Here is a 9,133-nt window from a genome sequence, read left to right on the forward strand (position 1 = left end):
GCCCCTACCCGTCCCATCCCAGGGGGCGGAGCCCCCAGGGATGGGACGGGGAGGGGCGGCGGGGGCGGAGAAGGTTGTGGCCCCGGCGATAGCATGCCCCGTAAGAGATCACCCGGCGTGAGGAGGCACACGCATGGCAGGGGAACCCAAGGACGACTGTCTGTTCTGCAAGATCGTCGAAGGGCACGTCCCGGCGACGATCGTGCGGGAGACGGACACGACGGTCGCGTTCCGGGACATCAATCCCCAGGCGCCCACCCACGTCCTGGTCATTCCGAAGGCGCACTACAAGGACGCCGCCGCCCTCGCCACCGCCGACCCGGCCCTCGCGGCGGACCTGCTGCGCGAGGCCCAGGCCGTGGCCGACGAGGACAAGCTGGAGAGCTACCGCATCGTCTTCAACACCGGCGCCGGCGCGGGCCAGACCGTCTTCCACACGCACGCCCACGTCCTCGGCGGCCGCGGCATGCAGTGGCCCCCCGGGTAACTCGCCATGTCCGTACGTGAACTGGTCGTCCTCGGCACGGCCAGCCAGGTCCCGACCCGGCACCGCAACCACAACGGCTACCTGCTGCGCTGGGACGGCGAAGGGATCCTCTTCGATCCCGGCGAAGGCACACAGCGGCAGATGCTGCGGGCCGGGGTCGCGGCGCACGACCTGAACCGGATCTGTGTCACCCACTTCCACGGCGACCACTCGCTCGGCCTCGCCGGCGTCATCCAGCGGATCAACCTCGACAAGGTCCCGTACCCCGTCACCGCCCACTACCCGCTCTCCGGCCAGCGCTTCTTCGACCGGCTGCGGTACGCCACCGCCTACCGGGAGACCGTCGCCCTCACCCAGGCGCCGGTCAGCGCGGACGGGGTCGTCGCCGACACCGGTGGCTACGCGCTGCACACCGCCCGGCTGTCGCACCCCGTGGAGTCGTACGGTTATCGCCTCGTCGAGCCCGACGGCCGCCGCATGCTGCCCGAACGCCTCGCCGCGCACGGCATCAAGGGGCCGGACGTGGGGCGGCTCCAGCGGGACGGGGCATTCGGCGGGGTCTCCCTCGCGGAGGTGAGCGAGGCGCGCCGCGGGCAGCGTTTCGCCTTCGTCATGGACACCCGGCTGTGCGACGGGGTGTACGCCCTCGCCGACGGCTGCGACATGCTCGTCATCGAGTCCACCTTCCTGGACGACGACGCCGAACTCGCCGCCGAGCACGGCCATCTGACCGCCGGTCAGGCCGCCCGTGTCGCGGTCGACTGCGGCGTACGGCATCTCGTGCTCACCCACTTCAGCCAGCGCTACACCGAGCCGGACGAGTTCGAACGGCAGGCGCGGGACGCCGGTTACGACGGGGAGCTGACGGTCGCGCACGACCTGCTGCGGGTGCCGCTACCGAAACGTCGGTGACACCGCCGTACGATGCTTCGATGCCCCTCCCCAAAGCTGAACTGCACCTCCACATCGAAGGCACCCTCGAACCCGAGCTCGCCTTCGAGCTTGCCGCACGCAACGGCGTCGAGCTGCCGTACGCCGACACCGACGAGCTCGGCAAGGCCTACCAGTTCGAGGACCTCCAGTCCTTTCTGAACCTGTACTACGAGCTCATGGCCGTCCTGCGCACCGAGCGGGACTTCGAGGACCTCGCGAACGCCTACCTCGCGCGTGCCGCCGCGCAGGGCGTACGGCACGCGGAGATCTTCTTCGACCCGCAGGCGCACACGAAGCGGGGCCTGGAGCTGGGCACGGTGGTCGAGGGGCTGTGGCGGGCGCTGGGCGGCAGCGAGGCGAACCACGGGGTCTCGACCCGGCTGATCATGTGCTTCCTGCGCGACGACTCCGCCGAGTCGGCCATGGCGACGCTGCGGGCCGCCGAGCCGTATCTCGACCGGATCACCGGCGTCGGCCTCGACTCGGCCGAGGTCGGCCACCCGCCGGTGAAGTTCCGTGAGGTCTACGAGGCCGCCGCCGCGCTCGGTCTGCGGCGCGTCGCCCACGCGGGCGAGGAGGGGCCGCCGGCGTACATCACCGAGGCCCTCGACGTCCTCGGCGTCGAGCGCGTCGACCACGGGCTGCGGTGCGTGGAGGACCCGGCGCTGGTGGATCGGCTGGTGCGGGAGCGGGTGCCACTGACCCTGTGTCCGCTGTCCAACGTGCGGCTGCGGACGGTCGACACCCTCGCCGACCACCCGCTGCCCGCGATGCTCGACGCCGGCCTGGTGTGCACGGTCAACTCCGACGACCCGGCCTACTTCGGCGGCTACGCGGGCGACAACTTCGACGCGGTGCGCGCGACGCTGGGCCTCGACCGGGAACGGCTGCGGGAACTGGCCCGCAACTCCTTCCTCGCCTCCTTCCTGGAGGACGACGAGGAGAGGCGGGAGAGGTATCTCGCGGAGGTCGAGGCGTACGAGTTCCCCTAGGCCCTGTCGTCGAAGGTGGGGTCCTTTGGGGCGCTCAGGCCGCGGTCGCCTTGTCGTAGGCGGGTGCCTCCACCGGGATCTCCACCACCGGCAGCGTGCGCCTGCCCGCCCTCAAGGCCACCACCGTCAGCGGTACGGCGATCACCAGCAGCCCGACCGCCAGCACCGTCCCCATCACCGGGAACCCCGCCTGAGCCGAGAGCAGACTCCCGGTCAGCGGGCCCGCCGCCGTGCCCAGTGACGACGCCGAGCCGACGAGGACCGCCCAGCGGCCGCGTGTGTCGAGGGAGGCGGCCAGGCCGATCAGGTACGACAGGACGATCGGGTAGAGCGTGTTCCAGGCGATCTCGCCGGTCGCGAACGTCGTCAGGTCGGTGGCGGACGCGCTGAGCGCGATGCACGCCGCGATCAGCGCCGTGCCGGCGCTGATGGGGAGCGCCTTGCCAAGACGCGGGCCGAGCGCGCCCGCCCCGGTCACGCCCAGCAGGCCCGCGCCGAGCCCCACGGCGAACACCGCGCCGACCGTGGTCTCGGTCAACTGCGCCTGGGTCAGGCCTATTCGGCCGCTGACGCCCCAGAGGGAGTTCTGCGCGAGGGACCAGCAGAGCATGCAGGCGGCGAGGGTCAGGCCGTGGCGCAGGTGGGGGAGGCCGGAGCCGTTCCAGCCGGGCTGGTGTGGTGTGGCCGTGGCGGCCGGGAGCCGGCTCGTCAGCGGCCATATGGCCAGTGCGGTGAGCGCTATCGCGGCCAGCGGCTGGCCGTGGCCCGGACCGAGGTGCGGCACCGTCAGATAGACGCCGCCCGCGAGGGCGGAGACGCCGAGCAGGCCGAGCGTGGTGGCCCGGTGCGGATCGGGCTGGGCGGCGATGCGGGTGGCGGCGACCGCGGTGGCCGTACCGGAACCGAAGCCGCCGATCACCACGCCGAGGACGACGGACGGGACGGCGTCCGCGAGCGCTGCCACGCCGTAGCCGAGGACGGCGAGGGTGAGGCCGAGCCGGGCCAGCCTGCGCGCCCCGATCCGCTCGACACGGGAGGCCAGCAGAAAGCCCGCCGACGCCGAACTCAGCAGCAGCGCGCTGCCGATGGCGCCGGCCTGGGTGGGGGTGAGCGGAAGCCCGGAGTCGAGTCTGCCGACGACCGTCGGCAGCAGATACGGGGCGAGGTACCCGGCCGTGAAAAGGGCGACGAGGGGCCAGGGGGTGGTGCGAGGGGCGAACACGGGCGTTCCCAGGGCATGCGAAAGGAGCGGCTCAAGACGGGGAGGAGCGCAGGCCGTCGACGGACAGGAACGCGCGGAGAATTTGTATCAAGCACATGGTTCGCAGAAGAAGTGCGGGAGGTGTGATCTGGCGCACGTTGCGTTTGAGGTGTGGAAGCCCGGGTAAACGTGGGCTTTCCTGCCGGCGCTAACGCCAGTGCACCGTCCCGCCCGCCGCGGGCGCCGTCGCCTCGATCTTCGCCCTGATCTCCCGCATCACCGCCACGATCCGCTCCTCGTGGCCCGCCGACAGCCGCGCCACCGGCACCGAGCAGCTGATCGCGTCCTGGGCCGGGACGTCGTAGCGCAGGGCGAAGCCGAAGCCGACGATGCCGGGGACGCCCTCCTCGCGGTCGATCGAGTAGCCGCGCGCCCGTACTCCGGCGAGGTCGGCGGCGAGGGCCTCGCGGGTGGTGCGGGTGTGGGGCGTGAGGGACTCGTACGGGCCCTCGGGGAGGCCGTCGTCGGGGCGTTCGGCGAGCAGCGCCTTGCCGAGGGCGCCCGCATGCGCGGGCAGACGCCGGCCCACCCGGCTGATCGTCCGCAGGTATTCGTGCGACTCGCGCGTCGCCAGATACGCCACGTCCCGGCCGTCCAGCCGCGCCATGTGGATCGTCTCGCCCAGCGCCTCCGACGCCTCGTCGAGATACGGGCGTACGGCCCGGACGCGCGGGTCGGAGTCCAGATAGCTGGTGCCGGTGAGCAGGGCGTGGATGCCGATGCCGTAGAGGGAACCGGTGACGTCCGTTCGCACCCAGCCGCGCGAGATCAGGGTCTGCAGCAGCGCGTACATGGAGCTGCGCGGCACGTCCAGCGCCTCGGCCAGCTCCTGGAGGCGGGCGGGGCGGTCGCCGCGCGCGGCGAGGAGCTCCAGCAGCTCCACGGTGCGCGCCGCCGACTTCACTTCGCGGACGCCGCCTGTCTCTGACATGGGCCGATGGTAATCGTCGCGCCTCGGATGGAGCGCGCCATTGACGGTCGTGGTTCGCCTATCTAATCTCGATTCTCATACATGGATGACGTCTACATGGGGAGACAGGGATGGAGATGGGAATGGCGGGGGCGACGATCCGGCGCTTGCGGGACGGCATGGCCAAAGGCGTGCTGTCGTTCCCGCTCACGAGCTTCCACGAGGACGGCACGCTCGACCCGGACGGCTTCCGTACCCATGTCGCTGCCCAGATCGCCACCGCCCCCGGCGCGGTCTTCCCGGCCTGCGGCACCGGTGAGTTCTTCTCGCTCGACGAGGACGAGTACCGGCAGGTCGTCACGATCGCCGTCGAGGAGTCCGGCGGACGCGTGCCCGTGGTCGCCGGGGCCGGGTACGGCTGGGCGCAGGCCGCGCGGTTCGCCCGGATCGCCGAGGAGGCCGGCGCCGACGCCCTCCTCGTCCTGCCGCACTACCTCGTCGCCGCCCCGCAGGACGGCCTGGTCGCCCAGCTGGAGCAGCTCGCCGCCCGGACCCGGCTGCCGCTCATCGCCTACCAGCGCGGCCAAGTCGCCTACACCGCCGAGTCGTTGAAGCGCATCGCCGGTATCCCGAACGTCATCGGGCTCAAGGACGGCCACAGCGACCTCGACCGCCTCCAGCGCCTCACCCTCGCCGCACCCGAGGGCTTCCTCTTCTTCAACGGCGCCTCCACCGCCGAGATCCAGGCCCGCGCCTACGCCACCGTCGGCGTCCCCGCCTACTCCTCCGCCGTCCACGCCTTCGCACCCGAGATCGCGAACGCCTTCTTCGCCGCTCTCCACGGCGGCGACGAGGGCACGGTCGACAAGCTGCTGCGCGACTTCTACGTCCCGCTCGTCGAGATCCGCGACCGGGTGCCCGGATACGCCGTGTCCCTGGTGAAGGCGGCGGCCCGGCTGCGCGGCCGTCCCGTCGGCCCCGTACGCGCCCCGCTCACCGACCCGTCCGCCGCCGACCTGGCCGACCTGCGCGCCCTCCTCGCCACCGGCCTCGACCTCGTAGGAGCAGCCCTGTGAACCTGACGATCACCGAGGTCCGCCTGACGCCCATCCTGGTCGCCGACCCGCCCCTGCTGAACACCCAGGGCGTCCACCAGCCGTACACGCCCCGACTGATCGTGGAGGTCGAGACGGCGGGCGGCGTCATCGGTGTCGGCGAGACGTACGGCGACACCAAGTACCTGGAACTCGCCCGGCCGTTCGCGCAGAAACTGGTCGGACGTCAGGTCGGCGACCTCAACGGCCTGTTCGGCGTCGCCGACGAGGTGGCCGTCGACCGGTCACGGGTCCAGGGGCAGGTCGACGTCGGCGGGCTGCGCGGCGTCCAGACCGCCGACAAGCTGCGGCTGTCCGTCGTCTCCGGCTTCGAGGTCGCCTGCCTGGACGCCCTCGGCAAGGCGCTCGGGCTGCCCGTGCACGCGCTGCTCGGCGGCAAGGTGCGGGACGCGGTCGAGTACAGCGCGTACCTCTTCTACAAGTGGGCCGAGCACCCGGCGGGCGTCGCCGCCGAGAAGGACGACTGGGGCGGAGCCGTCGACCCGGCCGGGGTCGTCGAGCAGGCCCGGAAGTTCACCGAGCGGTACGGCTTCACCTCCTTCAAGCTCAAGGGCGGGGTCTTCCCGCCGGACGAGGAGATCGCGGCCGTACGGGCACTCGCCGAGGCCTTCCCGGGGCACCCCCTGCGGCTCGACCCCAACGGGGCCTGGTCGGTGGAGACCTCGCTGAAGGTGGCGCGGGAACTCGGGGACGTCCTGGAGTACCTGGAGGACCCGGCCCTCGGCACGGCCGCGATGGCCGAGGTCGCCGCGCGGGCCGGGGTGCCGCTGGCGACCAACATGTGCGTGACGACGTTCGCGGAGATCAAGGAGGCCTTCACCTCGGACGCCGTGCAGGTCGTCCTCTCCGACCACCACTACTGGGGCGGGCTGCGCAACACCCAACAGCTGGCCGCCGTCTGCCGCACCTTCGGCGTCGGCGTGTCCATGCACTCCAACACCCACCTGGGCATCTCCCTGGCCGCGATGACCCACGTGGCGTCCACCGTCCCGAACCTCCACCACGCCTGCGACTCCCACTACCCCTGGCAGTCCGAGGACGTCCTCACCGAACGCCTCACCTTCGAGGGCGGCAGGATCACCGTCCCCGACGCCCCCGGCCTCGGCGTCGAACTGGACCGCGCGAGGCTGGCGGAGCTGCACCGGCGGTGGCTGGAAGACGACGGTTCGCTGAGGGACCGCGACGACGCCGCCGCGATGCGGGTCGCGGAACCGGGGTGGGTGACGCCTTCGGTGCCTCGCTGGTAGCGGCTCGGGCGGGATCGCGGTGGCGTTGTCGGTGGTGTGGTGCAGACTGGCCAGATCAGCACCACGTCAGGGAGCGCACCGTGACCACGCCCACCGCGCCGACCGGCAAGGGAGCCTCGCCGCAGAGGCCGTCGTCCAGAGCAGCGGGGCCGTACCGCCGGGCCCAGGTGGACCCGCTCGCCGGGCTGCGTACGACCGCCGACCCGTCCTGGGACGTGTACCTGACGGGCACGGTCTTCCTCGACATCATCTTCACCGGCCTCGATTCGGCCCCGGTGCGCGGTACGGAGTCCTGGGCGCGTGGGATGGGATCGAGTCCCGGTGGTGTGGCGAACATGGCGACGGCGCTGGCCCGGCTCGGCCTGAAGACGTCGCTGGCGGCGGCCTTCGGCGACGACCACTACGGCGAGTACTGCTGGGACGCGCTGGAGCACGGCGAGGGCATCGACCTCTCGCCCTCGCGCACCGTGCCCGGCTGGCACTCGCCGGTGACCGTCTCGATGGCGTACGAGGGGGAGCGCACGATGGTCTCCCATGGCCACGAGCCGCCGCCGGAGGAGCCCGCCCCGGACTGCCCGCCCCGCGCGCGTGCCGCCGTGGCCTCCCTCGTCCCGGGGCAGCGGGCCACCTGGATCGCGCAGGCCGCGAGCAAGGGCGCCCGGATCTTCGCCGACGTCGGCTGGGACGACACGGGGGCGTGGGACCTCGCCGGGCTGGCCGACCTGGAGCACTGCGAGGCGTTCCTGCCGAACGCCGAGGAGGCCATGCGGTACACCGGCGCCGACTGCCCGCGCGAGGCGGCGCACTCCCTCACCGCGTACGTCCCGGTCGCGGTGGTCACTCTCGGCGCGGAGGGGGCGTACGCGGTGGACGGGCGGACCGGCGAGACGGCCGTGGTGCCCGCCATCGCAGTGGAGGCCCTGGATCCGACCGGCGCCGGGGACGTCTTCGTGGCCGGCTTCGTCACCGGCACCCTCGCCGACTGGCCGCTCGCCGACCGCCTCGCCTTCGCCGGCCTCACCGCCGCCCTCTCGGTCCAGGAGTTCGGCGGCTCCCTCTCGGCGCCCGGCTGGGCCGAGATCGGCGCGTGGTGGCGCAAGGTGCAGTCCCTGGACCGGCAGGATCCCGAGGCACTGCGGCGGTACGCCTTCCTGGCGGATCTGGTGCCGGAGGAGGAGGGGAGACCCTGGCCGTTGCGGCGGGCGGTGCCGACGATCGGCTTCCGGCGGTCGGCGTGAGGGCCGGCAGGGCGGAGCGGGGTGGAGCCGTGTAGGGGTTCGGCTCGGTCGGTCAGCTCGGTGTGGCCGGCTTCAGCACCACGAAGTCGGCGTTGGCGGGGTCGAGACAGACGGCCAGCCGGCCCACGCCCTCCGCGTCCTCCGGGCCCATCTGCACACTGCCGCCGTTCTCGGTGACCTTGGCGACCGCGGCGTCGCAGTCGTCGACGTTGAACACCGGGTGCCAGTACGGCTTCCCGTTCGCCAGCGCGAGGTTCTCCGCGGGGAGTTCCATCAGGCCGCCCTGCATCCGGTCCTCCGGCTTCCCGGCCGGGGTGATGAGGGTGTACGCGCCTCCGCCGCCCGGCAGTGCCATCTCGCTGTACTGCCAGCCGAAGATCCCGCCGTAGAACTCCTTCGCGGCCGCGGCGTCGCTCGTGTAGAGCTCGGTCCAGGACAGGGAGCCCGTCTCGTCCGCCAGCTCGAAGCCCGAGTTCTTGCCCGGCTGCCAGACGGCGAACTGGCCGCCCAGCGGATCGCTGAGCTGCGCCATCCGGCCCCAGTCCTCGAGATCCATCGGCGCCACCCGTACGGTGCCGCCCGCTCGCTCCACCGACTGCGCCGTCGCGTTCGCGTCATCGACGGTGAAGTAGATCATCCAGGCCGAGCGCGCGCCCTCCTCGGTGAGTTTGCCGAGGCCGGCGACGGTTTTGCCGTCCTTCTTGAACATCCCGCCTTCGAAGTCCTCCGAACCGCCCATGGACTCGTAGTCCCAGCCGAGTACCGCGCCGTAGAAGGACGCGGCGGTCGTGACGTCGGGGGCGCCGAGGTCCAGCCAGCAGGGGGAGCCGGGGGTGAGGTCGGTGGTGATCATGGCGATTCCCTTCGCAGAGTCTCTGCCCTCAGCCTGACACCCGCGACGTCCCCACGCCCACCGAAACTCGCCCCCGCCGCCCCTACCCGTCCCATCC

Annotated in this window: 9 protein-coding genes; 6 read left to right on the forward strand and 3 right to left on the reverse strand. The window is 72.2% G+C overall.

Going from position 1 to position 9,133, the window contains the following annotated elements; all coding sequences use genetic code 11:
- The first annotated feature begins 133 nt into the window (after positions 1-133).
- From L0P92_RS38480 to L0P92_RS38490, 3 genes are read left to right on the forward strand one after another with little or no spacing between them, the layout of a single operon-like run.
- Positions 134-487 carry a histidine triad nucleotide-binding protein gene (locus L0P92_RS38480; protein WP_234767778.1) on the forward strand — a complete coding sequence of 118 codons (354 nt, stop codon included), beginning with the start codon at positions 134-136 and terminating at the stop codon, positions 485-487.
- A 6-nt stretch (positions 488-493) separates the two neighbouring features.
- Positions 494-1,399: a ribonuclease Z gene (locus L0P92_RS38485; protein WP_234767779.1), complete on the forward strand. Its 906-nt coding sequence runs from the start codon at positions 494-496 to the stop codon at positions 1,397-1,399.
- A gap of 20 nt (positions 1,400-1,419) precedes the next feature.
- Positions 1,420-2,412 carry an adenosine deaminase gene (locus tag L0P92_RS38490; protein WP_234767780.1) on the forward strand — a complete coding sequence of 331 codons (993 nt, stop codon included), beginning with the start codon at positions 1,420-1,422 and terminating at the stop codon, positions 2,410-2,412.
- A 34-nt stretch (positions 2,413-2,446) separates the two neighbouring features.
- Here L0P92_RS38490 and L0P92_RS38495 read toward each other — a convergent pair whose 3' ends face one another.
- Entirely contained in the window at positions 2,447-3,634 is a 1,188-nt protein-coding gene (locus tag L0P92_RS38495; protein ID WP_234767781.1) for an MFS transporter, read from the reverse strand.
- Between the two features lie 187 nt (positions 3,635-3,821).
- Positions 3,822-4,604: an IclR family transcriptional regulator gene (locus L0P92_RS38500; RefSeq protein ID WP_234767782.1), complete on the reverse strand. Its 783-nt coding sequence runs from the start codon at positions 4,602-4,604 to the stop codon at positions 3,822-3,824.
- Between the two features lie 116 nt (positions 4,605-4,720).
- Here L0P92_RS38500 and L0P92_RS38505 point away from each other — a divergent pair, with 116 nt between their 5' ends.
- The 3 genes from L0P92_RS38505 (at position 4,721) to L0P92_RS38515 (ending at position 8,183) form a co-directional block, all read left to right on the forward strand.
- Entirely contained in the window at positions 4,721-5,659 is a 939-nt protein-coding gene (locus L0P92_RS38505; protein ID WP_234767785.1) for a 5-dehydro-4-deoxyglucarate dehydratase, read from the forward strand.
- Positions 5,656-6,945: a glucarate dehydratase family protein gene (locus L0P92_RS38510; RefSeq protein ID WP_234767783.1), complete on the forward strand. Its 1,290-nt coding sequence runs from the start codon at positions 5,656-5,658 to the stop codon at positions 6,943-6,945. The genes L0P92_RS38505 and L0P92_RS38510 overlap by 4 nt, the downstream gene beginning before the upstream one ends.
- A gap of 80 nt (positions 6,946-7,025) precedes the next feature.
- Complete coding sequence (locus L0P92_RS38515; RefSeq protein WP_372497397.1) at positions 7,026-8,183, forward strand: carbohydrate kinase family protein; 1,158 nt, start codon at positions 7,026-7,028, stop codon at positions 8,181-8,183.
- A 52-nt stretch (positions 8,184-8,235) separates the two neighbouring features.
- Here the strand turns inward: L0P92_RS38515 and L0P92_RS38520 are convergent, their stop codons facing one another.
- Positions 8,236-9,036 carry a VOC family protein gene (locus tag L0P92_RS38520; RefSeq protein WP_234767784.1) on the reverse strand — a complete coding sequence of 267 codons (801 nt, stop codon included), beginning with the start codon at positions 9,034-9,036 and terminating at the stop codon, positions 8,236-8,238.
- Between the last annotated feature and the right edge of the window lie 97 nt (positions 9,037-9,133).

It is taken from the genome of Streptomyces muensis (genome assembly GCF_021474425.1).
In the GTDB taxonomy this organism is placed as follows: Bacteria; Actinomycetota; Actinomycetes; order Streptomycetales; family Streptomycetaceae; genus Streptomyces; species Streptomyces muensis.

Coding starts and splice junctions, on each gene's coding strand:
- L0P92_RS38480 (WP_234767778.1), top strand. CDS start 134: ATGGCAGGGGAACCCAAGGACGACTGTCTGTTCTGCAAGATCGTCGAA.
- L0P92_RS38485 (WP_234767779.1), top strand. CDS start 494: ATGTCCGTACGTGAACTGGTCGTCCTCGGCACGGCCAGCCAGGTCCCG.
- L0P92_RS38490 (WP_234767780.1), top strand. CDS start 1,420: ATGCCCCTCCCCAAAGCTGAACTGCACCTCCACATCGAAGGCACCCTC.
- L0P92_RS38500 (WP_234767782.1), bottom strand. CDS start 4,604: ATGTCAGAGACAGGCGGCGTCCGCGAAGTGAAGTCGGCGGCGCGCACC.
- L0P92_RS38505 (WP_234767785.1), top strand. CDS start 4,721: ATGGGAATGGCGGGGGCGACGATCCGGCGCTTGCGGGACGGCATGGCC.
- L0P92_RS38520 (WP_234767784.1), bottom strand. CDS start 9,036: ATGATCACCACCGACCTCACCCCCGGCTCCCCCTGCTGGCTGGACCTC.